This is a genomic window from Acetobacterium malicum subsp. dehalogenans DSM 11527, from assembly GCF_000472665.1.
GTDB lineage: Bacteria > Bacillota > Clostridia > Eubacteriales > Eubacteriaceae > Acetobacterium > Acetobacterium malicum.
Genome location: NZ_AXAC01000022.1, coordinates 1 through 22,724, shown reverse-complemented (window position 1 = coordinate 22,724; position 22,724 = coordinate 1). Strand labels below are relative to the sequence as shown.

At 43.8% G+C, this 22,724-nt stretch carries 21 protein-coding genes and 3 tRNA genes; 6 read left to right on the top strand and 18 right to left on the bottom strand.

The window, feature by feature from the left end:
- Positions 1 to 96: 96 nt before the first annotated feature.
- The 6 genes from mnmA to A3KS_RS23150 form a co-directional block, all read right to left on the bottom strand.
- Complete coding sequence (gene mnmA, locus A3KS_RS0109365) at positions 97 to 1,140, bottom strand: tRNA 2-thiouridine(34) synthase MnmA (protein ID WP_026394714.1); 1,044 nt, start codon at positions 1,138 to 1,140, stop codon at positions 97 to 99.
- Positions 1,141 to 1,228: 88 nt separating this feature from the next.
- Positions 1,229 to 1,993 (bottom strand): type 1 glutamine amidotransferase, encoded by a 765-nt coding sequence (locus A3KS_RS0109360; protein ID WP_026394713.1) that lies wholly within the window; start codon positions 1,991 to 1,993, stop codon positions 1,229 to 1,231.
- Positions 1,993 to 3,345 (bottom strand): MurT ligase domain-containing protein, encoded by a 1,353-nt coding sequence (locus tag A3KS_RS0109355; protein WP_026394712.1) that lies wholly within the window; start codon positions 3,343 to 3,345, stop codon positions 1,993 to 1,995. Before A3KS_RS0109355 ends, A3KS_RS0109360 begins: the two co-directional genes overlap by 1 nt.
- Before the next feature lie 32 nt (positions 3,346 to 3,377).
- Positions 3,378 to 4,418, bottom strand: coding sequence for a potassium channel family protein (locus A3KS_RS0109350; RefSeq protein ID WP_026394711.1), 1,041 nt, complete (start codon positions 4,416 to 4,418; stop codon positions 3,378 to 3,380).
- 12 nt (positions 4,419 to 4,430) lie between these two features.
- Positions 4,431 to 4,697, bottom strand: coding sequence for a GIY-YIG nuclease family protein (locus tag A3KS_RS0109345; RefSeq protein WP_026394710.1), 267 nt, complete (start codon positions 4,695 to 4,697; stop codon positions 4,431 to 4,433).
- 154 nt (positions 4,698 to 4,851) lie between these two features.
- On the bottom strand, positions 4,852 to 5,019 hold the full coding sequence (locus A3KS_RS23150) for a zinc-ribbon domain-containing protein (RefSeq protein WP_041668887.1): 168 nt from the start codon (positions 5,017 to 5,019) through the stop codon (positions 4,852 to 4,854).
- Positions 5,020 to 5,255: 236 nt separating this feature from the next.
- Here A3KS_RS23150 and A3KS_RS0109335 point away from each other — a divergent pair, with 236 nt between their 5' ends.
- The 4 genes from A3KS_RS0109335 (at position 5,256) to A3KS_RS0109320 (ending at position 9,935) form a co-directional block, all read left to right on the top strand.
- The gene (locus tag A3KS_RS0109335) at positions 5,256 to 6,362 is read left to right on the top strand and encodes an aminopeptidase (protein ID WP_026394709.1); all 1,107 of its coding nucleotides are present in this window, start codon (positions 5,256 to 5,258) and stop codon (positions 6,360 to 6,362) included.
- Between the two features lie 89 nt (positions 6,363 to 6,451).
- On the top strand, positions 6,452 to 8,122 hold the full coding sequence (locus A3KS_RS0109330) for a glutamine--tRNA ligase/YqeY domain fusion protein (protein ID WP_026394708.1): 1,671 nt from the start codon (positions 6,452 to 6,454) through the stop codon (positions 8,120 to 8,122).
- Positions 8,123 to 8,173: 51 nt separating this feature from the next.
- A complete protein-coding gene (locus A3KS_RS0109325) occupies positions 8,174 to 9,481 on the top strand; it encodes a phenylacetate--CoA ligase family protein (protein WP_026394707.1) in 1,308 nt (435 codons plus the stop codon).
- Between the two features lie 10 nt (positions 9,482 to 9,491).
- The gene (locus tag A3KS_RS0109320; RefSeq protein WP_026394706.1) at positions 9,492 to 9,935 is read left to right on the top strand and encodes an amino acid-binding protein; all 444 of its coding nucleotides are present in this window, start codon (positions 9,492 to 9,494) and stop codon (positions 9,933 to 9,935) included.
- A gap of 55 nt (positions 9,936 to 9,990) precedes the next feature.
- Here A3KS_RS0109320 and A3KS_RS0109315 read toward each other — a convergent pair whose 3' ends face one another.
- The 9 genes from A3KS_RS0109315 to A3KS_RS0109275 all read right to left on the bottom strand — a co-directional run bounded on the left by A3KS_RS0109315 (position 9,991) and on the right by A3KS_RS0109275 (position 18,702).
- Complete coding sequence (locus A3KS_RS0109315) at positions 9,991 to 10,605, bottom strand: V-type ATP synthase subunit D (protein WP_026394705.1); 615 nt, start codon at positions 10,603 to 10,605, stop codon at positions 9,991 to 9,993.
- Between the two features lie 8 nt (positions 10,606 to 10,613).
- Positions 10,614 to 11,996 (bottom strand): V-type ATP synthase subunit B, encoded by a 1,383-nt coding sequence (locus tag A3KS_RS0109310; RefSeq protein ID WP_026394704.1) that lies wholly within the window; start codon positions 11,994 to 11,996, stop codon positions 10,614 to 10,616.
- An 11-nt stretch (positions 11,997 to 12,007) separates the two neighbouring features.
- Positions 12,008 to 13,795, bottom strand: a complete 1,788-nt coding sequence (locus A3KS_RS0109305) for a V-type ATP synthase subunit A (protein WP_026394703.1) — start codon at positions 13,793 to 13,795, stop codon at positions 12,008 to 12,010.
- Positions 13,796 to 14,413, bottom strand: coding sequence for a V-type ATP synthase subunit E (locus A3KS_RS0109300; RefSeq protein ID WP_026394702.1), 618 nt, complete (start codon positions 14,411 to 14,413; stop codon positions 13,796 to 13,798).
- A gap of 12 nt (positions 14,414 to 14,425) precedes the next feature.
- A complete protein-coding gene (locus tag A3KS_RS0109295) occupies positions 14,426 to 14,728 on the bottom strand; it encodes a V-type ATP synthase subunit F (RefSeq protein ID WP_026394701.1) in 303 nt (100 codons plus the stop codon).
- 2 nt (positions 14,729 to 14,730) lie between these two features.
- Positions 14,731 to 15,171: an ATP synthase subunit C gene (locus tag A3KS_RS0109290; protein WP_026394700.1), complete on the bottom strand. Its 441-nt coding sequence runs from the start codon at positions 15,169 to 15,171 to the stop codon at positions 14,731 to 14,733.
- A 12-nt stretch (positions 15,172 to 15,183) separates the two neighbouring features.
- Positions 15,184 to 17,154: a V-type ATP synthase subunit I gene (locus A3KS_RS0109285; RefSeq protein ID WP_026394699.1), complete on the bottom strand. Its 1,971-nt coding sequence runs from the start codon at positions 17,152 to 17,154 to the stop codon at positions 15,184 to 15,186.
- A 20-nt stretch (positions 17,155 to 17,174) separates the two neighbouring features.
- Positions 17,175 to 18,221, bottom strand: coding sequence for a V-type ATPase subunit (locus A3KS_RS0109280; protein ID WP_084504943.1), 1,047 nt, complete (start codon positions 18,219 to 18,221; stop codon positions 17,175 to 17,177).
- Positions 18,222 to 18,351: 130 nt separating this feature from the next.
- Positions 18,352 to 18,702 (bottom strand): hypothetical protein, encoded by a 351-nt coding sequence (locus A3KS_RS0109275; RefSeq protein WP_026394697.1) that lies wholly within the window; start codon positions 18,700 to 18,702, stop codon positions 18,352 to 18,354.
- A 229-nt stretch (positions 18,703 to 18,931) separates the two neighbouring features.
- Here A3KS_RS0109275 and A3KS_RS0109270 point away from each other — a divergent pair, with 229 nt between their 5' ends.
- Both A3KS_RS0109270 and A3KS_RS0109265 read left to right on the top strand, forming a co-directional pair.
- A complete protein-coding gene (locus A3KS_RS0109270) occupies positions 18,932 to 21,514 on the top strand; it encodes a heavy metal translocating P-type ATPase (protein WP_026394696.1) in 2,583 nt (860 codons plus the stop codon).
- Positions 21,515 to 21,518: 4 nt separating this feature from the next.
- Complete coding sequence (locus A3KS_RS0109265) at positions 21,519 to 21,785, top strand: metal-sensing transcriptional repressor (protein ID WP_026394695.1); 267 nt, start codon at positions 21,519 to 21,521, stop codon at positions 21,783 to 21,785.
- Between the two features lie 250 nt (positions 21,786 to 22,035).
- Here the strand turns inward: A3KS_RS0109265 and A3KS_RS0109260 are convergent.
- The 3 genes from A3KS_RS0109260 to A3KS_RS0109250 form a co-directional block, all read right to left on the bottom strand.
- A tRNA-Lys gene (locus tag A3KS_RS0109260) sits at positions 22,036 to 22,111 on the bottom strand.
- Between the two features lie 161 nt (positions 22,112 to 22,272).
- Positions 22,273 to 22,357, bottom strand: a tRNA-Tyr gene (locus A3KS_RS0109255).
- Between the two features lie 21 nt (positions 22,358 to 22,378).
- A tRNA-Thr gene (locus tag A3KS_RS0109250) sits at positions 22,379 to 22,454 on the bottom strand.
- Positions 22,455 to 22,724: the final 270 nt, after the last annotated feature.

Genomic DNA, 22,724 nt, shown 5'->3' with positions numbered 1-22,724 from the left:
CTTTTATCGACATTCCCCATCATTTGTTAATCTTTTCTGCTGGGTAGGCGATTAATTCTTCCAAATCTTTTCTATTATACCTCAGGGTCACTGGAATTAAAACCGTTTTATGATTCCGCCGCCAAGAACCTGACGATCCTGATATAAGACCAGGGCCTGACCCGGGGCCGGCGCCCGGACCGGAACATCGCTGTGGACGATAGCCTGAGTCCGGGAAAGTCGTTCGATGCGGCCTTCATATTCGTGACCCCAGCGACAGGTTTTAAAGGTGAAACCGGTTTCCGGCAGACCCTTGGGAGACTGGATGATCAGTTCGTCGACAAAAATAGCACTTTGATACAAAGCCTTTTCCTCATCCAGCACCACGGTATTAGTCGCCGGTATCACCTCGACCACTGCCAATCGTTGCTCGCAGTTAATCCCCAACCCCCGGGTTTGACCCAGGGTAAACTGATGAATCCCCGGGTGTCGGCCCAATATTTTTCCAGTCATATCGACAAAATTGCCAGATGCGGTGGGTTTATTTCCAAACATCGCGTCTTTAAGAAACAAACCGTGGCCCTTCTTCGGGATAAAACAAATCCCCTGGCTTTCTTTGCCCCGGGAAAGCTCCGGCAGTAAGCCGAGGATTATTTCGCGTACCGCAGCTTTGGACTCAAAACGATTCAGCGGAAACAACAAGTGTCCCAGCAGTTCCTGATCCAGATGATATAAAAAATACGACTGATCCTTATTTGGGTTGGGACTGGCCCAAAGTTGATACTCATTTTTATGCTTACGGATTTCGGCATAATGACCAGTGGCAATCATGGCATCACCATTAGCCGCGGCAAATTCACCCAGCAGTTTAAATTTCATGTTCTGATTGCACAGCATACAGGGATTCGGTGTTTCCCCCTGCTGGTAGCCAGCGATAAACGGATCAATGACTTTTTCCCTAAACTGATCTTGAGCCGTCAGCACATGATGTTCAATTTCCAGTTTTTCTGCCACCAGTCTGGCAGCGTTAATGGTATTTTCAGCATCTAAAAAATTAAAGGTTACGCCAATTACCTCGTAACCTTCATTTTTTAACAGATGAGCAGAGGCAGCACTGTCAATACCGCCGCTCAATCCAATAATTACTTTTTTCTTTTTCACAATTAATTTCTTTCTCTGAATGTAATTTTAATTCCAAGTTAAATGCCTCGGTTAAATGGCTTGATTCAAGTTCTTAATTGTTTTTATGCTAGCGTACTGCGATGTCTTTCAACCGGGTTTCTTTTTTATCAATGTGAACAATCTTAGTTTTTAATGATGCCTGTTCCAGTGAATTATCACGATGGTCTTCCCAGATCGGCCAATTCTTATTGACTTCAATTAAATTGATGATTTCTTCAGTGAGCCAGGGGTTACAAACCAGCACCGGACCCAGGGTATTGGTAAAAATACCTTTGCCGCTGATAACGCCTTCGAATTTGGTTGCACCGTTATTGCCATAACCATATTTCAAACGGCCAAATGGTGATTCTTCCTTGATATCCAGGTCGATCATCTGAATTTGGCTGCCAATAATTTCCATTTCCTTGCCATTGTATTGACAACTGTAATAAAGATCGTCGCCATAAACGGCGTGATTTTCCCGGGCTTCAATCTCGATAATGCCCAGCCCTCGGATCGCGGACTGATCATCCCGGCTGATTGTTTCGCCGAAGAGACCAACTGTCGTTCCAGTCACCAGCATCGGCCGGGTTTCGATATAGTCCATCAGTTCTTTGCGGTGCGGTTCCAGATAAGCTGCCACCGCCTCAAAATGCTCAATTTCTCCCGGTGGGCAAAACAGAAAGTCAAAGTCCATCGGGTTAAAGACCACTGTCTCCAGGTTAATCTGTTCGACCTCAACCCGGTAGCCCCGGCGTTCCCCTTCGGCCCGGATGGCCAGCAGATTGCCCCGGTCACCATGAAGGTTAAACATATTATTAAAAAGCCAACCGACTTTTATGGTCTGTTCCATTAATTTTGTCCTCCTTCAATGAATTTTTTCATCTTTTCAAAGGTGGAAATCCAGGTAATCAAATAAATATTATCGGTTTCGGCCTTGTCAATTTCGGCAAATATTTCATTAATGTCGTCACTGTCCATAATCGTGATCGCTTCTTTAGCAACCCCATCATAGATCAACCGATTGGCGGTATCGTAGGAAACATGCTCAGAGAAACACAGATATCGCTCCACATTTGATTCAACCACTGGTTTGAAATCACAGTCAAAGGCATAGAAAGTGTTGATGTAATGGGGTACGAAGTCATTGACCACATACAAACCCAACGCCACCATTTTTTCACTCGGGTCAGAAGCCATGATATTTAAAGCACTCTGAAGGGTATCGGGATTTTCCTGCTTAATCCGCATGTATTTAATAGTTTTATTCTTATAGGTCAAGATCTCAAAGCGACCGCCGATGTTCTTGAAATTTTCAAAAGACTTGGTCGCCGCCGCTGGCGTAATCCCGCATATTTCTTCACATACTGCCAGTGCGCCGGCATAGTTATAAAACATAAAGGGCAGATCATAGGGCATATGGAAGACCACATTCTTCAGCTTAAAGCTTTTCTCAACAAAATTCAGATCAGTGACCTCATAGTCTGGTGTGCTTTTACTGGCGAAACCACAAAAGTCACAATGAAAAGCACCGATGCTGTCGACATTGTAATAGTCAAAGCTCATGTCATGATGGCATTTCGGGCAGGCCTGGGTTGGATAATCGGCACCTTTGTTGAATGATTCATCGTGACGGGAAACCCCATAATATATGGAGCGACGGGCGATTTCCTCAAAAAATCGGGATCGCGGTTCTTCGTTATTGAGGATCAGTGTCATCCTGGGATTCACAACCTCTTTTAATTTACGGATAATAAAATCCGGATCCCCATTTCTCTGGACCTGATCTTTTTGCAGATTGGTGATCAGCATGTTTTCGGCCGGCAATTGGGCATAAATCAAGGGCAGATAGCGCTCATCGGTTTCAAAAACATAGTAGTCCGCCTTGAGTTTTCCCGATAAGCTGGCTTCTTTAGCCAGAACCGTGGCAATTCCGCCCAATAAATTGGCGCCCTCCAGATTCGAGACAATCTTTTTTCCATTTTCTTTTAAAATATGGGTGATCAGGTTGGTCGTCGAGGATTTCCCATTGGTTCCGGTAATGAAAATAACCTTTGAATAGTCAATATTTTTAAAATGTTTTACAAAATCAGGGTCGATTGTCAACGCCTTTTCACCCGGAAGGTTGGTTCCCCGACCCTTGCTGACAAGTTTAATGGCAATCCCCATTAATTTTGCAAACCATAATGCAAGATAAAATTTCATTGTTAATAACCTTTCTTGATAATTAATTAACCTTACAGCTCTTTGTTTTTTAATTTTTCCCGGACCACGGTAATCATGCTTTTCCGCTCATTGTGCTGATTCCGGTCGGAAGAATCATCCTGGTTCTGATCTTTTGCTTCCAGGCCCTGATTCCAGCTCATCTGGGCTGCCCCGGCCACCACCGCTCCGACAAAGCAGGCAGTACTAAACATACTAGCCAAACCGATCACCATCGCCACCAGTTCGCCGTAAATCATACCATTAAAGCGGACCGGGTGAATATCCCCATAGCCGATGGTGGCAAAGGAAATGACCATATAATAGAGCATATCAAAGGCGTCCAGGGCCCGGTCTGAGTTGGCTACATAAAAATTCGGATCGATCTTAAAACAATTATAGACCATCAGATAAAGAATGCTCATCTCGCTGACAACCAGCACCAGCATTCCCTTTAAGATACTGGCGGTTTCATGATATTTTCGTCTTTTTGAAACCGAACTCCGGATGATACTGGGATTGGCAATAGCCCGAATCATCACTGAAAAACAGAGGATCAAGGCAAAAGAAAGTCCCACCAGACCCAGTGGCAGGCTTGGCGGCGAAATAAAGTTGGCAAACAACACAAAGTAATGACCCAGGACCAGATAGAAGATCAGATCGACAAATCGCGAAACCACAATATCCTGAAACTGGTCAATCTTCATAAACAGATGCTGAACCAGAAATACGATGATAATGAAAACGGCAAAACTTCCTAAAATCCCGAACAACTCACTAACTAAGATCCGATGATGGCTGGACACCACCACCAGCGAAATAACCAGCAACACGCCCGTCACCATTAAAATCCCCTGATACTCGTAATTGACAATCAATTTTACCAAAAAACGCCGGAATGGCTTAATTTTTTTCGTTTGATTCAGCTTTACTTCCTCAATAATACGCTCTTTATTGTAAAATAAAAAAAGCTCAAACAAAAAAAGTAGCATGATAAACAGATCATAGATTATGATAATGGCATTTCCATTGGCCAGGGTTTCGTATACCGGGAATTCATTGACAAACGGATTCATATGAAAACTCCTTTATTGATCGCAGGATTCATGATTCTCAATCAATTTTATTTTTTGCACCTTGGACATTTTTTTTATGACAACTTCCCGGCTGAGGGCTTCTGACCGGGTTTCGAGAGCTTCCCAATAAACCAGCGTCACCGGCAGGCGGCCCCGGGTATATTTGGCTCCGGTTCCCGAATTATGTACCTTGATCCGGGCTTCAATATTCGTGGTCCATCCGGTATAGAGTGTATTATCACTACATTTTACGATATAAACGTAAGCCTTGTCTATCATTTGTTTATCTTTCTTTCCGTTTTAACGGGAAATCTTCTTTATCGGTCTAAGCGATCACATCAACTTTTCTGTATGATTCTTGCCATCCCTTCACTTACCGGTTCGCAAGAAAAAAAGATCCCTAAAAGGGATCTTAATTGTTTTTTTGAAATTCCTAGAAGTTGCTGTTTCTTGGTCTTCTAGTTTGTTTTCTTTTTGTTCGACATTCACGACATCTTTTTGGTTCATTGTCAAAACCTTTTTCCTGGTAGAATTCTTGTTCACCTACTGTAAATACAAATTCTTCGCCACAATCTTGACAAATTAAAGTTCTGTCTTCCATGAGTTACCTCCACTTAATTTTAATGTACAGGATCTGATTATTCTTTTTTAAATGGAGCATGGACAATTTTGTCTGAACATTTTTTACCATTTATGAACTTGTAATCATTAACTATACTATGGCCATTATACAATGTTCGTTTACATTTGTCACCTGTTTTTTTAATTTTTTATTGAGTTAAATTCTTTTTTCGGATATATTAAACTAATACTATTTCAATTATAAGGAGATAAATAATGAGAGATCAGCGACTGATAAAATATGCCCAAACCCTGGTCAACTACTCCCTCTACGTTAAGCCCGGCGAGTGGGTTGTGATCCGGGGTTCCGATCTGGCCATGCCCCTGATTAAAGAGTGCTACCGGGAGATCTTAAAAGCCGGCGCTCATCCCACCGTGATCCTCAACCCGGAGGGAATTTCAGAGATTCTTTTAAAGGAAGGCAACGATGACCAACTACAATTTAATGCACCGATGATGATGGAAGTCTATGGCAAAGCTGATAAGATTCTAAACATTCTCGGGGACCATAACCTGAAGTCGCTGGCGGCGGTTCCCAGCGAACGCATCGCTCTACAGCGCCGTTCCGGCGCACCGGTCACGAAAATTTACAATGACCGGGTCGCCCGGGGTGAAATGGATTGGACCCTGTGCCTCTACCCCACTGAAAGCGGTGCCCAGGAAGCCAACATGTCACTGTCCGACTATGAAGAATTCGTTTTTGATGCCTGTCTCCTCAACACTGATAACCCCACCGCCGCCTGGCAGAAAATCCGCGATGAGCAGGCGGCCATGGTTGCCTATTTAAATCAGCAGACACACTTCCATGTACTCGCCAAAGATACCGATCTGACCCTCAGCACTGAAAATCGGATCTGGATCAATTCCGACGGCCACCATAATTTTCCCAGCGGGGAGGTCTTTACTGCACCGGTAAAAGAAAGCGTAAACGGAACCATTCGTTTCACCTTTCCCGGTATTTACAGTGGTCAGGAGATTGAGGACATCCGTCTGACCTTTAAAGACGGTCGAGTTGTTCAGGCCAGTGCCAAACGCGGCGAATCCTTGCTCCACGCCCTGCTTAATACCGATGCCGGTTCTCACTACGTTGGCGAATTTGCCATTGGCACCAACTATGGTATCACCCAATTTACCCGCAACATGCTTTTCGATGAAAAAATCGGCGGCACCATTCATGTGGCCCTGGGCAAATCCTACCCGGAATGCGGCCCCATCAACGATTCGATGCTTCACTGGGACATGCTCTGCGACATGAAAGACGGCGGTGAGATTTATGCCGACGGCGAGCTTTTTTATCAGAACGGATTGTTCATCAAAAAATAACCCCCATTTAAATCTATCATCACCCAATTTATTGTAATAAACCCGGCTTTATGGTATTATTGGCAAATATGAAAAACAGGAGGAAATTAATGGAGACCACGGAAAAAAAGACGAATTTTATCACCAATGCAATCGATCAGGACATTGCCAACAAAGTCTACAGCAACGATCGCGTTCACACCCGCTTCCCCCCCGAACCAAACGGATATTTACATATAGGTCATGCAAAGGCATCACTTCTCAACTATCGCATCGCGCAACAGTACCATGGAAAATTCAATCTCCGCTTTGACGACACCAACCCCATCAAAGAAGATATGGAGTATGTGGATTCGATCAAGGAAGATCTCCGCTGGCTGGGAATCAAATGGGATGAGCGACTCTTTTTCGCATCCAGCTATTTTGATAAAATGGCCGCGTACGCCGTTGAGCTGATCAGCAAAGGCCTGGCCTTCGTGGATGAACTCTCAGCCGAGGAAATGCGCCAATATCGAGGCACCCTGACCGAACCCGGCCAGGAAAGTCCCTACCGCAACCGCCCGATCGAAGAAAACCTGAACCTGTTTTCCCAGATGAAGGCCGGAAAACTGCCGGAAGGCTCTTATATTCTGCGGGCCAAAATCGATATGGGCAGCCCCAACATGAATATGCGGGATCCGGCCATCTATCGGATTCTGCACACCAAACACCATTCCACCACCGAAGACTGGTATATTTATCCGATGTATGATTACGCCCATCCGATTGAGGATGCCATCGAAGGGATTACCCATTCCCTGTGTACCCTGGAATTTGAAGATCACCGCCCCTTCTATGATTGGGTACTGGCCAACATCGATGATTTTAAGAACGAACCGCCCCGACAAATCGAGTTCGCCAAGCTCAACCTGACCAAAACCATTGTCGGCAAACGCTTCCTAAAGCAACTGGTCGATGAAAAAATTGTCGACGGCTGGGACGATCCCCGATTAGCCACCATCTCTGGCTTGCGTCGACGCGGCTTTACGCCCGAATCCATTCAGGCCTTCTGCGAAGCCATCGGTGTCGCCAAAACCAACAGCACCGTGGATATCGCGATGCTCGAACATTTTATCCGGGACGACCTGAAGCTTAAAGCACCCCGTTTAATGGCCGTGATCGATCCCCTGAAGGTGACCATCACAAATTACCCCGAAAACCAAACCGAATGGGTTGAACTACCACTTAACCAGGAAAATGATGAAATGGGCAGCTACGCTACTCCATTTAGTCGTGAAATTCTGATTGATCGTAGTGATTTTATGGAAATACCTCCCAAAAAATATTTCCGGCTGTTCCCCGGAAATGAGGTCCGTCTGCGTGGTGCTTACTTCATCACCTGTCAGGAAGTGATTAAAGATGCCGACGGCCAGGTGATTGAGTTAAAATGCACCTACGATCCGGCCACTAAATCCGGGGCCGGCTGCGAGCGGAAGGTCAAAGGGACCATCCACTGGGTGGATGCCAGCCATGCCAGTGAAGTAGAAATCCACCTTTACGACTATCTGGTCGAAGATGATGCCGGGCTCAACAAGGACAATTTTCTGGAACGAATCAATCAGAAATCATTGGAAATTGTCAAAGCTTATATTGAACCGGAACTGCTGAAGGCGAGCCCCTATGAAAAATTCCAGTTTATCCGCAATGGATTTTTCTCAGTCGATCCCAAGTATTCAACACCGGACGCCCCGGTTTTTAACCAGATTGTCTCACTGAAAAGTTCCTGGAAACCGACAAATTAACTAATAAATTACTGCAGACAGCATGCTGCTTTTAAGATGAGGGGAGAAGTTATGAAAATTTGGTCTGATAAAGAAAAGATGTCCCGGGATGAAATCCGGAAACTCCAGTTTAAGCGTTTAAAGAAAACGCTGCATCACGTTTATGAAAACGTGCCTTATTATCATGAAAAGTTCAAAGCCGCCGGGGTTAAGCCCGTGGATATCCGGACTCTGGAAGATCTTCGGCTATTGCCACTGACCACCAAGGAAGATCTCCGGAAAAATTATCCCTTTGGACTCTTTGCCGTCCCCAAAAATAAAATCGTCCGTTATCACGCCTCTTCCGGTACCACCGGCAAACCAACCGTAGTCGGTTATACTAAAAATGATATGAAGGTCTGGCGGGAAGTGATCGCCCGGATCGTGACCATGGGTGGCGTCACCAATGAAGATACGGCCCAGATTACCTTCGGCTTCGGCCTCTTTACCGGGGCCTTTGGCTTACAGCAGGGGCTGGAAAAGGTCGGTGCCGGGGTGATCCCGATGTCGGCCGGAAATACCCAGAAACAGATTATGATCATGCAGGATTTCCAATCCACCGTCCTGATCGGAACCCCCTCCTATGCTCTGCATCTGGCAGAAGCCGCCCAGGAAATGGGGATTGATCCCAAAGAGGAGCTATTTCTGAAATATGGCCTGTTTGGCGGCGAAGGTTCCACCGAAGAAATGCGGGCGAAGCTCAATGAAGCCTGGGGCATTGTTGCCACTGAAAACTACGGCATGAGCGAACTCATCGGCCCCGGCGTTTCTGGTGAGTGTCTGGCTTTTAAAGGGATGCACATTAATGAGGATCACTTTATTGCCGAAATCATCGATCCCAATACCCTGGAAGTCCTTCCTGAAGGCTCGGTGGGTGAATTGGTGATCACCCCGATTACCAAAGAAGGACTGCCGCTGATCCGTTACCGCACCAAGGATATTACCCGACTGGACACCACCCCCTGCGACTGCGGCCGGACCTCGGTCCGAATGGCGAAGATCACTGGACGAACTGACGATATGCTGATTATCGGCGGGGTGAACGTCTTCCCATCGCAAATTGAAGGGGTCCTTCTGGGCATTAAGGGGATTGGCTCTAATTACCAGATTCGGGTCCTCAAAAAAGGGTATTTAGATCGTATCGAAATCGATGTGGAAGTGGTCAACCAGGATCTGCTGGTTTCGGTGACCCTGTTGGATCAACTTTACAAAGAAATTGAATCAAAACTACACACGATCCTCGGCATCCACGCCGGTATTCATCTGGTCGAACCAAAAAGTCTGGTTCGCTCCGAAGGAAAAGCCAAACGCGTCATCGATCTGCGATCAGAAAATCAATAGGAGGAACACCATGCTTATTAATCAATTGTCGGTTTTTATTGAAAACAAAAAAGGCCATCTCAGCAAGATTACCAAAGTCTTGAAAGATGCCCAGGTGGATATTCGGGCCATTTCCATTTTTGACAGCGCTGAATTCGGTATCTTGCGGATCGTCGTGGATAAACCCGAGTTGGGCGCCGAAGCCCTGAAAAAAGCCGGTCACGTCGTTAAACAAAGCTACGTACTGGCCATTGACCCCTCCGACAAGGTCGGCAGCCTGCATGATGTCTTTGCCCTACTTTCGGATAATGACGTCAACATTGAATACGTCTATTCCTTCGTCATGCCCAATAACCAGGGGGCACCCCTGATTATTTTAAAAGCCGACGATCAGGAAAAAGCCATCGCTCTGCTGACCGCCTCGGATTTCAGCCTGATTCCCAAAGAAGCCATTTATAACGTGCAAAAAGGCTAGACAGCTAACCCAGTACAGACAAAACAAAGCCGGAGCATTGCTCCGGCTTTGTTTTTTAACGTCTATTTTTGACTTTTTTAAGCCGGAAAAACTCTTCCCGCTCTTTTTCTTCGATGGTGTCCTGGATATACTTTATTTCCGCCTTTAATCGGGGAATCTGGATCTTGTCCAGAGCATTGGCGCTTTTCTGGGTCTTTTTTATTTCCAGCGACAGTTTGTAGGCGGTCGTCTCCACCTGTGCCAGTTGGTAAGATAAAAATTTTACATCGTTAAATTTTTTAATGGCAATATCCAGAGCCGGGTTGTTTTCATTAAAACCAAAGGCCAGGTTTCGTTCCCGCCGTTCCGTATAAATGACTTCGGGAATATCAACCCCCATAACCCCTTTGGCCCGAATTTCGAACGGGATCTCCGGGGTTACCGAAAGCGCAAACTCTTCCAGATGATTGAGCCCCATGCTGATACATACCTGCTGTAGCGCCTCATAGGCATCCCGAAACATCTGACCAATTTCTTTTTCGATCAACTCGGCTTCTTTGACCAGCTGCATGATTTCCTGAATCAGGATGGTTCTTTTTTTATCCAGCAGCTCATAACCCTTGATCGAAAACTTCAGCCGGCCTTTGGCCTTGATCAGATTCGCCTTGGTCGGTGTTATTTTAATGGCCATGACACCACCTATGCTTCCTTGGGAAAATACTTATCAATATTTTCGGGACTGAGACGATCCAGTTCCGTTAATGGCAGCAGTGCCAGCAGCTTCCAGCCTAAATCAAGGCTTTCAATAATATTCCGACCTTCATCAAAACCCTGATTCAGGAACTTTGCTTCAAAGGCACGGCCAAAAGCCATGTACTTTTTATCAGTTTGACTGAGATCTTCTTCACCAATAATCTGGGACAAATCTCTGACTTCCTGTACCTTGGAATAGGACGCAAACAGTTGGTTGGCCACTTCGGCATGATCCCCTCTGGTAAAGCCTTCCCCAACCCCATCCTTCATTAACCGTGACAGCGAGGGCAAAATGGCTACCGGCGGGTAAATGCTGCGTTGAAACAAATCGCGGCCGAGAACAATCTGACCTTCTGTGATATAACCGGTTAGATCCGGGATCGGATGGGTAATATCGTCATTGGGCATGGTCAGGATCGGTAAGAACGTGATCGAACCAACCTGGTCTTTTAACATGCCCGCCCGTTCATAAAGGGAAGCCAGATCCGAATACATATAACCGGGGTAACCTTTTCGACTGGGAACCTCTTCACGAGCTGATGATATTTCCCGCAGCGCTTCACAGTAACTGGTAATATCGGTCATCACGACCAAGATGTGCATATGTTTTTCAAAGGCCAGGTATTCGGCCGCTGTCAAGGCGCACCGTGGCGTCGTTATTCGCTCGGCGATGGGGTCATCGGCATAATTGACAAACATGACGACCCGATCCATAACATTGGCTTCATCAAAACTTTTTCTGAAAAACTTTTCATCGTCATGTTTAACGCCGATGGCCGCAAAAACCACCCCAAATTCTTCATCGGCATTATCGCCCAGTCTTGCCTGTCTGACAATCTGAGCCGCCAATTCATTATGTGGCAGTCCATTTCCAGAAAAGATCGGCAGCTTCTGACCACGAATCAATGTCGCCAGCGTGTCAATGGAAGAAATTCCGGTCTGGATAAAGTTACGAGGATATTCCCGGGACATCGGGTTAATCGGGCGACCATTGATGTTGGCTTCAACCAGACTGAAAATATCGCTGCCGTTGTCAATCGGTTCGCCGATACCATTAAAGATCCGGCCCTGTAAATCCAGCGACATCGGTAAATTAAATGCTTCCCCGGTAAACTTGATGATGCTGTTCCCGGCTGCCAGACCGGCGGTATTTTGAAACACCTGAATGATAACATTTTTTTCTTCAATTTTGATGACTTTTCCCTTTTTTATTTTCCCGGTGCTGATTTCGACAATATCAACCACTTCGCCATAGAAAACATCATCAACATCCGAGATCTGAATAAGGGGGCCAACGACTTTGTCGATTTGTAAATATTCTTTTTTCATTTTATTCCCCCTTAGTTTTCATATTTTTTAAAGAGCACTTCAAAATACTGGTCAATCTCGTCTTTTAGCTTGTCAATCCCGCTTAAATCATCATTGGGAATGGTATACTTCATTTTTATGAATTGACTGAAAATATCCACGTTTTTAAGTCGCGACGTAGGGATTCCGAGTTTCAACCCTTCCCGACCGCGTTCATATAAATATTCGATCGCTTTTAGCATCGCATATTGTTTTTCCAGCGGCACATAGGTGTCGTCCTTGTTATAGGCATTCTGCTGAAGATAACCGACTTTAATGATTTTGGCGATCTCCAGAACCCAGCGCTGGTCATCCGGCAATACATCTTCCCCAACCAGCATGACCATTTCCTGAAGTTTGTTTTCTTCATACATCAGCTCCAGCATTTTATTTCTAAGAGAGATGCAATCCTCGGCTACATTATCCTCATACCAGTCTGATAATATTTTAATGTAACCGCTATAACTTTCCAGCCAGTTAATGGCCGGGTAATGTCTGGCATAAGCCAGGCTTTTGTCCAACGCCAGAAAGACATTGACAAAACGCTTGGTATTTTCTGTTACTGGCTCGGAGAAATCTCCACCGGCTGGTGATACGGCACCAATAATCGTAATCGATCCGTCATCACCGCCCAGCGTTTCGATGCTACCGGCCCGCTCATAAAACTCGGCGATTCGCGACGGCAAATATGCCGGATAGCCTTCTTCCGCCGGCATTTCTTCAAGCCGACCGGAAATCTCGCGTAGTGCTTCAGCCCAGCGGGAGGTTGAGTCCGCCATCATTGCCACGGCATAGCCCATATCCCGATAGTATTCAGCGATCGTAACACCGGTGTAGATACTGGCTTCCCGGGCGGCTACTGGCATGTTTGAGGTATTGGCGATCAAAACGGTCCGCTCCATAATCGACTTACCGGAGCGGGGATCGATCAGCTTGGGAAAATCTTCAATAACCTCGGTCATCTCGTTGCCCCGTTCGCCACAACCAATATAGACAATTATATCCGCATCCGACCATTTGGCCAATTGATGCTGGGTCATCGTTTTTCCGGTTCCAAAGCCACCGGGGATCGCTGCGGTTCCACCTTTGGCAATGGGAAAGAAAATATCGATAACCCGTTGACCGGTAATCAGTGGCACCAGGGTTTCCCGACGATAGGCATTGGGCCGAGGGGTCCGAACTGGCCATTCATGGGCCATCTTCAATTCATGCGTCTCATTTTTGGCATCTCTGATGGTTACCAGCACGTCTTCAATCGTATACGAACCATCCGGCACCACATCAATAACCGTTCCCGATACAGTCGGTGGCACCAGGAGGCGGTTTTGAATGACTTCGGTTTCCTGGACAGTGCCAAAAATGCTGCCCGCCAATAAGACATCTCCAGGTTTAACCGTCATCACGGCCGGCCACAATTTTTTATCATCGATCGATAAAAGGCCGATTCCTTCGGGGATAAAAATCGGCGAAATTTCCTGGATTTTCTCCAGTGGCCGCTGAATCCCATCAAACATATTTTTCAGCATCCCTGGTCCCAGCTTGAGGCTGAGAGGTCTGCCGGTGGGGGTAATTTCCTCGCCGGTTTTCAGTCCTTCGGTTTCTTCATAAACCTGGATTGTGCCGACATCGCCCTCTAAGACAATGACTTCACCAATCAGACGCTGTTCACCAACCGTTACCATTTCCCGCATCTTAAAGGTTGTCATATTTTTCCCCTTGATAACGGGACCGTTAATAGCAGATATAATGCCCTTTTCTTTGTTTTCTTCCTTAACTGCCACTTAGTTCACCTGCTTTTCCATAAACCCGTTCAGCGTCATTCCGATGAGTTTATAATTGGTTTTAATCAGATTCTCAACCGTAAAATCACAATGCAGTCGACCTTCGGCATCTTCCGCGACAAAACCACCGATGCAATCAATACATTCCTGACGGTATTCGATGGTGAAACTGTCCAACTGTTCATCCATGATGGTTTTAATCTGTTCGAAATCCCGTTCATTGACAAAGACAACAATATTTTTTTTATCGCCGAACACCTGAGGAATCTGTGCTGCACAATCGCGCAGATAATTACTGTAAACATCTGCGGTCAAATAATCTCTGGCTTTCTCCCGAATCATTTGATTGAAGTCCAGCAGAATCCGATTTTTTTCTTCCAGTTCCAGGGTTTTAGCTTTATTCTTGCCTTCAGCAATAATTTTATTTTTATCTCGGAATATCGTATGATAACTTCGCTCCTCGATGGCGCGCTTTTCTTTTTTAATCTTTTCTTCGGAATCAACCAGTAGCGCTTTCTTTTTTTCTTTTGCTTCGTAGATGATATCTTTTCCCCATTTACGTTCTTTACTTAACAGATATTGGGTAAATACCCGGAGTTTTTCTTCTACTGAAATCATTTTATCACATCCTTACAATCCCACAGATTCTTTAATATACTGCATGATCATACCCTCGCTACGCTGGTAACCATAGCGATCGGGGATGACCGTAATTAAAGGTGAAAAATACTTCTTTTTTGCTTCTAGAACCAAATCTTCGATCATTGCAGATGCTTTTTCGGTCAGAAAAATTATCCCAATGTCCTTATCTTTCAAGGCTTCTTTAAACGCTGCTTCAATCTCTGCTTTTGTTTTTAAATAAGTCCCTTCGATGCCAGCCAGCTGCATTCCCAGATAGGAATCACGGTTCTCACTGATAACATAAGATTTCATTCTTACAGACTTCCAATAATCATGATTGAAATAACCAGACCATAAATCGCAACCCCTTCAGCCAGACCAACAAAAATCAGCGTTTTTCCTAAAATCTTAGGATCTTCAGAAACAGCCCCTAAAGCCGCAGAACCAACGACACCAACCGCATATCCAGCCCCGACGCAGGCAAGCCCGGTCGAAAGTGCCGCCGCGATATAGCCTAAACCAGCATCTGAAACGCCACCTGGTTCAGCGCCAGTGGCTGCCGCTACTACCCCTGGTGCCATCACAATCAGTGCTGCAGCCAGCATTGGGATAAAGGTTGAAAGATTTATTTTTAGAAATTTTTTCATCTTTACCTGTTTTTCATCACATCCATGATAGTTAAAATAAACACCCAGGGAAATGGTTCCCAAAACAAGTAACGCGGTGCCAATTGTAATAAACGTTAGTACATTCATCTTCTGTTCTCCTTAGAATAAATTAATTTCCAGATCAACGGGTCTGAATTCAACCCCATCGCCGGTATAATATTTACTGAATAACTCATAAAACTGTAATCTCAAAGCTTGAATGGAAACAATTAATGTTTCCAAACCGATAATAAAAACATTGGCAAAAATTAAAACTCCCACGCTGATTACGCCATTTTGAGCCATCTCAGCCAGGGTCTGAAAAGCCATAAAAAGCCCCACATGAACAAGGGCAAAGGCACCAATTCGAATGAAAGATACGGTATTACTGAACATCCCCAATAACATTTCAAACAGTTCAAAGCCACTTTCAATGTAATAATCCGATGGTGCTTCTTCGTAGAGATGCTTGTTTTTCTGTATATAATTTGCCAGCGGTTCCCTGATTAGAACAACAAAGACCAGCAGCACCGCCAGAACCCCTAAAACCGGCGTCAGCACCTTTGCTACTTCAAATCCGGCGGCATTTATACCTACGATCGCCAGTAAACTGGCATACAGGACAAAGCCACAGATGCCATTTTTACCAAAGACACCCTCTTTTATTTCGTTCTTTCTAAGTTTATTGATGATACTATAGATATATGCCACAAAGAGCATGCCAATACCGATTCCGATTGCAACAAATAGAATCGAATTGATCTCCTCAAAGGGTCTTAGCCATACCGCATGAATCACTTCTTCAAAACCAAAAAAACTACCATACATAAATCCAAAGAATGTGGAGCAAATTCCCAGGCGAAACAAAACCTTCCCAAGCTCTACTCCCCTTCTTCCCAGAATAAATCCGGCGGCAGTCAAAAACAACCCTTGACCCACATCACCAAACATAAATCCAAAGCAGAACATATAGGTTATGCTTAAAAAAGGGGTTGGGTCCAGCTCATTAAACGATGGTACGCCATAAAGCTTTACCAGGGTTTCAAAGGGTTTAAAAAGCCAGTTGTTTTTCATTTTTGTCGGCGGTTTTCCGCTGCCTTTATTGGTATCCGAAAACATAATAATCATCTCTGGATATTTGGCGGCAATTGCTTCCATCCGTTGTTTATCCCGCTTGGAAATCCACCCGGAAAAATAAAAGTTCTCATCGCTGAAAGCCATATACTTTTTAATAATACTGAGATTGGCATAAAGACTTAAAGTATTAAAACTGTCCGTTGCATCTAATCGGTTTTCTTCTAAATGAATATTGAGTTCCTGAACTAAATCCGTATTTTTAGTCTGCAGCTCTTTGATTTCAGCTTCAATTGCTGCCAGAATTTCTTTTGGTGATTCGGTATACTTGCTATTAAACCCTTCAATTGGTTTAAAATTGAGGGCTTTGAGAATCCGTTGAGATTCGATCTCCAGATCCTTGGGTGAGACAATCATAAATACTTCTTCATTGTCTTCCTGATTACCAACATGAAAGACAATTGAGGTCACGCTATTGTAGATACTTTTCAATCGCATGGCATTATCTTTCGTTACGGAACCAAGGCTGTATGAAAAATTCTCCAGACTATCCAGCTCGCTCATCTGAGCATCTAGCTCATCAAGATAGGAATAGGCAATTTTGCTTTTTTCCAGGGCCTCAATCTGAGTTTTCACATCCCTTAATTCACTGTATTCAACCACTAAATTACTGTCAAACTCCCGAGCTTTACCCAGCGCTTTGCCGAGGTCATTCTCGCTCTTTGCTAATGAAACCATATCTAAATTAAGCGATCCCTTGTACAGTTCATTTAACTTATTCACCGTTTTTACAAAATTCTTCTCATCCATCATAGTCTCGCCTGATACCAGCTGTGCAAATCCCAGCAGTTCGCCCATATTTTCTTCACGTATGGGAAGAATGAACCGTCCGGAATCAATTTCCTGCATGGCATCGACTATTTGGATATCATTGAAAAGAAAAATGTCTTTGGCGAATTTATCAACATATTTGATCTTTCCGACCACATCCATCATGATCACATTTTCAATTGCCATAGAATACTTCCTTTCACAGCCTAATCAATGGGCCTGATTAAATATTTTTTTATTTCGTCTGATCCCATCCGATAACGCTTACTTTCGATGATTGAAGTAATGTCTTCAATCTCAAAGTCCAATAGTCGAACATAGGCAACAACGCGTCCAAGCGAGCCATTACCTTCACTGAAAAGCTTAAGATACATAAAATATAGATATCTTTCCTGCCGCCGTTCCATATACAAATCAATGGTCTTGGTATGATTAAACAGAAAAGCATAATCGGTATCAGCAATTTGTTCTTTCATTTCAACGAAATTCTTCGCTTCAACTAATGCGAGCAAACGTTTTTCATTTAATTTCAGCCCGCCTCTCAATGAGTAAGCAATCAACTCTTCTCGAGACAGTTTATAAAACTTTTTACCACGATAGATCCAGATTAAATTCAGCAAATCAAAATTGCGGCGCTGGGCATTAATTAAATCCCGGTTTGCTTTCTTATCTAATTTAAGTAATCGATTTTTGACCAAATCATAGTAATAACGATCCAGTGTTTTTTCAACCATCACCAGATCCTGATCGATTCGAATATCTTTATAGATTTCCAGAATTCGATAGTAGTCAGTATCAATCAGCAGTTTCTTAAATTCATCCCAATCCCGGGCCCTGAATAATTTATCAAAGGGAACAGCTGTATACTGATGCGAATAGATGATCAATTCCCGGAGCGACTCCAGGTCATCATTTCTGGCAATGCCACGGATTAGAATCCGTATAGCCTCGACTTCCAGCCGAACCAGAAATACCTTGAAATAGTTCTTATCTTCTCCTGATAAATAATGCATCAGCTTTTCCGTTTCCTGTACCTTTAAATCATTTAAATGGGCCTCAAACTCAGTTCGATGAAGATCTTCAATATTCATCATTTTTAGAAACTCACCGTAATAGGTATTGTCTCTTAAATATAGAAATACTTCCTTTAAATCCTTTGCTTTAATGAGTTCCCGGAAATCTTCATCATCAATTTTACGCGCTCTCATCGCCAGTGCTTTTGCACTTATACAAGCATATTTACTCTTAGACATACGATTCTCACACTTTTCTTTAAAATCAAGAAAGAAAATCAGAAAAAATTAGCCTGACGCTAATCTCTTTTCTTTTCATTCCGTTTCCACCTGAGTGCAATACCCATGAGACTTGTCGAGTTAATGTCCTTTAAACACCACTGACTTTTTTCTTGAATAGTATTTCCAGAACTTCTCTAGCTTTATCTTCTTTCTTTTCATCATACCGGCAACGGATTTTAACGAGTTCCTGTTCCATCGAATCAATGATTTTCTGGCGTTCCTCTTTAGCTTTGTCAATCTCCTGCTGATAGTTTCGTTTTGCTAATTCCTGGGCTCCATCCAGCTCGATTTTTTCTTTTTCTTTTATATCATTTTTGGTGCGCTCCAGAATTCTATCTGCCCGTTGGACTACATTCTTTTTAATACGCACTGCCTTAGAGTCAAGATTAATAACTTGTCTGATGACCAAATTAATATCAGCGTCTTCACTATGTAGCATGATCTGTCTCCTTTCAGCAATATTTTGTACAATTACTTCTTATTAATATACCCACTAATTATGATTTTCATTATAGCACTTTAAAATTTTCTATCAACCTCTATTTTTTTCTGGCAACCGATTACAAATTTCTTTAAATTACTTTTTTAGTTGACATTATTCCCGATCAGGTGTATGCTTTATACAAGGTACCCCTCCCCATATGGGGTGTATTGTTAAGGAGGTCGCTATGGAAAAAATACAATTCAATATTAACGGCATGACCTGTACAGCCTGCGCCAGTGCCATCGAACGAAAGGTCGGGCAAATCAATGGTGTTGAATCTGCGGTCATTAATTTTTCAAATGAAAAACTGGTTGTCCAGCACGATCCGGATCTGGCACCGGCATCACTGATTATCAGCACCATCGTAGCACTGGGCTACGGTGCCGAGTTGGCTGATCAGAATAAAGCTGCCCGTATCAATAAAAAAGAAACCGGAAAACCTGGTTATCAAAGTCAAATCGACGAGGTCAAATTTCGCTTAATCGGTTCACTTATTTTTACACTCCCCCTGGTTTACCTGGCGATGGGTCCAATGATCGGCCTGCCAATACCAATTTTTCTGGCCGGTGAGCAGAACATTCTGATCAATGCCTTAACTCAGATGTTACTCACCCTGCCAGTCATTTACATGTGTCGACATTTTTATATCAATGGCTTTAAAGCCCTGGCTAAACGGATCCCCAATATGGATTCGCTGGTCGCCGTGGGTACTAGTGCCTCGTTTATTTATGGCGTGGTAGTCCTTTTCATCCTGGCCTATGGTTTCTCATATGATAACATGCAATTGATCCATCATTATTCACACGAACTATATTTTGAATCAACCACGGTTATCCTCGTACTAATTACCCTGGGCAAGTTTCTTGAAACTAAAGCCAAAGGTAAAACTTCTCAGGCAATTGAAAAACTCATTGCTTTGGTCCCAGAAAACGCCCGCGTTCTACGAAATGATACTGAGGTCGAAATTACCATTGATGAGGTGCGCATTGACGATATTGTAATCATTCGACCCGGCGAACGAATTCCCGTTGACGGTGAAATAATGAATGGTCATTCCAGTGTTGACGAATCGCTGTTGACCGGCGAGAGCTTGCCAGTTGAAAAATCTGTTGGTGACTTTGTTATCTCAGGCAGTATCAATAAAACCGGATCATTTGAATTCAAGGCGACAAAAATCGGTGAGGATACGACCCTCAGCAAAATTATTCAGCTGGTTGAAGAAGCGCAATCATCAAAAGCCCCGATTGCCAGAATCGCCGATGAAATCAGCCGCTACTTTGTTCCGGCAGTGATGGGCATTTCGCTGCTCACCTTTGTGATCTGGATGCTCCTGGGATATGGATTATCCTTTGCCTTATCTGCTGCCATATCTGTTTTAGTCATTTCCTGCCCCTGTGCTTTGGGGCTGGCTACCCCTACCGCAATTATGGTCGGCACCGGAAAAGGCGCTGAAAAAGGCATCTTATTCAAGAATGGACCAGCACTTGAGATTCTCGGAAAATCCCATACCGTAGTCTTTGACAAAACTGGCACCCTGACCATCGGTTCTCCCTCAATAACCGATATCATTCTTTATGATTCGGAAATTGATCAAGACGAGCTCTTAAAACTGACTGCCTCACTCGAAAAAAAGTCAGAGCACCCGTTGAGTGAAGCAATTGTCAGTGAAGCAGCGGCCCGCGATTTGCCATTGTATGAAGTCACCCATTTTGATTCCCTGTCCGGATTAGGCATTCACGGCCAGATCGCGACCAAAGAAATGCTGATCGGTAATATCAAGTTGATGGAGCAGAACACGATCTCGACTGAGCATATCATGGCAGACTATCTGCAACTCTCGGATTCGGGAAAAACCCCACTACTGGTCAGCTGGGATCAATCCATAAAAGGCATCATCGGGGTTGCTGATACCATTAAGGAAAACAGTAGTTTGGCGGTTTCCCAACTTAAAGCAATGGGTATCCAGGTCTATATGCTCACTGGCGACAATGATCGAACTGCTCACGCCATTGGCAATATGGTAAACATAGAAAATGTGGTCGCCAATGTGCTCCCTCATGAGAAATCTTCGATGATTAAACAGCTTCAGTCCCAGGGGCATCAGGTGATCATGGTTGGTGACGGCATCAACGATGCTCCAGCGCTGGCCCAAAGCGACGTCGGCATTGCTATCGGCAACGGTACCGACATCGCTATCGAATCGGCCGATGTCATTCTGATGCAAAACGATTTGATGAATATCGTCGCCGCCATCCAATTAAGCAAAGCCACACTGCGTAACATCAAGCAGAACTTATTTTGGGCGTTTATTTATAACGTGATCGGTATCCCCCTCGCCGCTGGTGTATTATATATTCCCTTTGCGCTGAAATTAAATCCCATGTTTGCAGCTGCTGCAATGAGCTTAAGCTCGGTATCGGTTGTTCTCAACGCTCTGTCACTGAAGGCTTTTAAAGCAAAACTTTTACCAATTAGTAAGGATGAATCGAGTCAAACTGTTATGAAGGCAGAACTGCCTCTTAATAAAATAATAGAAACGAAAGAAGGAAAAACCATGAAAAAATTATTAAAAGTAGCTGATATGAGTTGTCAGCATTGTGTAAAACGAGTCGATGGTATTTTAAATGGGTTTGAAGGGATCACAGACGTTTCGGTTTCTCTGGAAGAAGGCCAGGCCAGTTTTGCCGCTGCTGAAAATGTCGATATCAGCGCAGTGACTGCAGCCCTTACTGAAGCCGGTTATCCGTCCTCTGATATCACCGCATAAAATGATGGAAACTAAGGATCGTTTAACCGAGCTCAACTTACTTAAAACTGCCCGGGGCCAGATAGATGGCATCATAAAAATGCTGGAAAGTGATCGCTACTGTATCGATGTTTCGAAGCAAATTCTTGCAGTTCAGGCTCTTTTAAAGAAAACTAATCTGGAGATTCTGAAAAAGCATATGAATTCCTGTGTTAAAGATGCCTTTGAAAAAGGCGATGGTGAAGCAAAAATTGACGAGATCATGCTGGTCCTTGATAAATATTATCGATAACTGATATCGTCTTGCTTCACGGTAATTTAAAAGCCAGTTCTTGAGAGAGCTGGCTTTCTTGTCGTTTTTTATGCTTTTTAAAGTTAAAACTATAATTCTTTATAATATTTCTTTTGATTAGGCTTCTAAAACATCTTATACTCGTTATAAGAAATCAATTCGATTATGTTTATTTGTAGAGGTACCTTATTTAAAAAAATCGAATGAAAAAAAATAAACCGCTGTAAATAGCGGTTTTTTAATGTAAAATTGGTGACCCATGGGCGACTTGAACGCCCGACACCCTGATTAAAAGTCAGATGCTCTACCAACTGAGCTAATGGGTCATAATTAAATTAAGTNATTGTTTGTCTTCATAGGTTTGTATGATCCATTTGTTTGCCAGACTAAGCGATTCACTCAAAAATGTTCACTTCCTACGGTCGTGCATTTTTGGTTCTCTGCTTATACCAACTGAGCTAATGGGTCAGATAGAATATTAAATAAGTGGTGGGAGAAGATGGTTTCGAACCATCGTAGACGTCGTCAACGGATTTACAGTCCGCCCCCTTTAGCCACTCGGGCATTCTCCCACTTGATTTTTGACAAAAAAATGGAGCTGATGAACGGACTCGAACCGTTAACCTGCTGATTACAAATCAGCTGCTCTGCCAATTGAGCCACATCAGCCTAAAAATAAAGTATTTGACACATTGAATTAGTTGCTCCTGATCCACTACACATAACTAAGTGATTCGCACCAAAATATTGACTCGTGATACTCGTCTATTTTGGGCTCTCTACTTATGCCAATTGAGCCACATCAGCTTAAAGATAATTGTTTGACATGTTGATTCAGTTACTGCTAATCCACCACACATAACTAAGCGATTCACACCAAATCAAAGATTTGGGTTCTCTGCTTATGCCAATTGAGCCACATCAGCCTAAAAATAAAGT

Coding starts and splice junctions, on each gene's coding strand:
- A3KS_RS0109360 (WP_026394713.1), bottom strand. CDS start 1,993: ATGGAACAGACCATAAAAGTCGGTTGGCTTTTTAATAATATGTTTAAC.
- A3KS_RS0109355 (WP_026394712.1), bottom strand. CDS start 3,345: ATGAAATTTTATCTTGCATTATGGTTTGCAAAATTAATGGGGATTGCC.
- A3KS_RS0109350 (WP_026394711.1), bottom strand. CDS start 4,418: ATGAATCCGTTTGTCAATGAATTCCCGGTATACGAAACCCTGGCCAAT.
- A3KS_RS0109345 (WP_026394710.1), bottom strand. CDS start 4,697: ATGATAGACAAGGCTTACGTTTATATCGTAAAATGTAGTGATAATACA.
- A3KS_RS23150 (WP_041668887.1), bottom strand. CDS start 5,019: ATGGAAGACAGAACTTTAATTTGTCAAGATTGTGGCGAAGAATTTGTA.
- A3KS_RS0109335 (WP_026394709.1), top strand. CDS start 5,256: ATGAGAGATCAGCGACTGATAAAATATGCCCAAACCCTGGTCAACTAC.
- A3KS_RS0109330 (WP_026394708.1), top strand. CDS start 6,452: ATGGAGACCACGGAAAAAAAGACGAATTTTATCACCAATGCAATCGAT.
- A3KS_RS0109325 (WP_026394707.1), top strand. CDS start 8,174: ATGAAAATTTGGTCTGATAAAGAAAAGATGTCCCGGGATGAAATCCGG.
- A3KS_RS0109320 (WP_026394706.1), top strand. CDS start 9,492: ATGCTTATTAATCAATTGTCGGTTTTTATTGAAAACAAAAAAGGCCAT.
- A3KS_RS0109315 (WP_026394705.1), bottom strand. CDS start 10,605: ATGGCCATTAAAATAACACCGACCAAGGCGAATCTGATCAAGGCCAAA.
- A3KS_RS0109310 (WP_026394704.1), bottom strand. CDS start 11,996: ATGAAAAAAGAATATTTACAAATCGACAAAGTCGTTGGCCCCCTTATT.
- A3KS_RS0109300 (WP_026394702.1), bottom strand. CDS start 14,413: ATGATTTCAGTAGAAGAAAAACTCCGGGTATTTACCCAATATCTGTTA.
- A3KS_RS0109295 (WP_026394701.1), bottom strand. CDS start 14,728: ATGAAATCTTATGTTATCAGTGAGAACCGTGATTCCTATCTGGGAATG.
- A3KS_RS0109290 (WP_026394700.1), bottom strand. CDS start 15,171: ATGAATGTACTAACGTTTATTACAATTGGCACCGCGTTACTTGTTTTG.
- A3KS_RS0109285 (WP_026394699.1), bottom strand. CDS start 17,154: ATGGCAATTGAAAATGTGATCATGATGGATGTGGTCGGAAAGATCAAA.
- A3KS_RS0109280 (WP_084504943.1), bottom strand. CDS start 18,221: ATGTCTAAGAGTAAATATGCTTGTATAAGTGCAAAAGCACTGGCGATG.
- A3KS_RS0109275 (WP_026394697.1), bottom strand. CDS start 18,702: ATGCTACATAGTGAAGACGCTGATATTAATTTGGTCATCAGACAAGTT.
- A3KS_RS0109270 (WP_026394696.1), top strand. CDS start 18,932: ATGGAAAAAATACAATTCAATATTAACGGCATGACCTGTACAGCCTGC.
- A3KS_RS0109265 (WP_026394695.1), top strand. CDS start 21,519: ATGGAAACTAAGGATCGTTTAACCGAGCTCAACTTACTTAAAACTGCC.